General features: G+C 75.9%; 2 protein-coding genes. Both read right to left on the reverse strand.

Going from position 1 to position 1,140, the window contains the following annotated elements; translation table 11 throughout:
- On the reverse strand, positions 1-340 hold a 340-nt coding region (locus tag AB0J52_RS41670), incomplete at its 3' end, for an MFS transporter (protein WP_500188812.1).
- Between the two features lie 198 nt (positions 341-538).
- A partial coding sequence (locus tag AB0J52_RS41675) for a phosphodiester glycosidase family protein (RefSeq protein WP_500188814.1) occupies positions 539-1,140 on the reverse strand: 602 nt, incomplete at its 5' end.

Here is a 1,140-nt window from a genome sequence, read left to right on the forward strand (position 1 = left end):
GGACGAGCCGCGCCGCGATGAGGGTGGCGGCGTCGCCCGCCGTGGCGCACACCACCGAGGAGGCGGTGAAGGCGGCCATGCCGGTGAGGAAGACGCGGCGGCGGCCGTACAGGTCGCCGAGCCGCGCGCCGGTGATGAGCAGGACCGCGTAGGCGAGCTGGTACCCGGCGAGGACCCACTGCAGGGAGCCGTCGCCGATGCGCAGGTCGGCCTGGATCGAGGGGCCCGCGACGATGACGATGAACGAGTCGAGGATCGCCATGAACGCCCCGGCCAGCACGACCGCGACCGCGCGCCAGGGGGAGTCCGCCGTGCGGCGGTGCGAGGTTGGGGTAGACACGAAACAAAACGTACGATCGTACGTACTTATTTGCAACCCGAAAGAACGGGGAAGCCGTGTGCCGCCGCTCCCGTGCCGCCGCTCCCGTGCCGCCGCTCCCGTGCCGCGCCGCCCCGGCCGCGCTCCCGTGCCGCCGCCCCCGGCCGCGCCACCGGGACCCGCCCCGGGCCGCGGTACCGGGACCTGCCCCGGGCCGCGCTACCGGTAGACGCCGAGGCCGTTGGCCACCAGGCGTTCGTGGCCGTCGGACGGGGTGTTGCGGACGGTCGCGGCGTGCTCGCCCGGCTTGCGGTAGGCCAGGGTGGACGACCCGCCGCCGTCCAGGAGCAGCGCGTCGCGCACGCCGAGTCGCCGCAGCAGCACCGCCAGGCCCGCCACCGTCTCGCCGGAGCCGGTCTCGCGGCCGCCGTTCACCACCACCAGGTACATGCGGCGTCCGTCCCGGGCGAGACCGGCCGCGGTCCGGGGGCTGCGCGAGCGCGCGTCCAGCCCGGGCGCCGGCTCGCCGTCGCGCAGCAACGGCAGACCGCCGATCGCGTGCCGGAACCGCACGGAACCCGAAAGCGCAGAAGAAATCCGCACCTTCTGGCCCGGGCGGAGCTTCCGCAACTCGGCCGCGCCCTCTTCGCGCCCGAGCAGCAGGCTCGTGCCCGACGGCAGCGACCCGCCGGGATCACGCGTCCCCGCGACCTTGCCCGCGCGGACCAGCACGGCCGCGGTGTCGCGGGAACAGGGCGCGTTCCGGACGAGGTCCGTGCCGCAGAACGCGCGGGCGCGCGAGGCCGGACCCCAGGCGGAGG

Origin of the sequence: Spirillospora sp. NPDC049652 (genome assembly GCF_040675125.1) — a bacterium.
Lineage (GTDB): Bacteria > Actinomycetota > Actinomycetes > Streptosporangiales > Streptosporangiaceae > Spirillospora.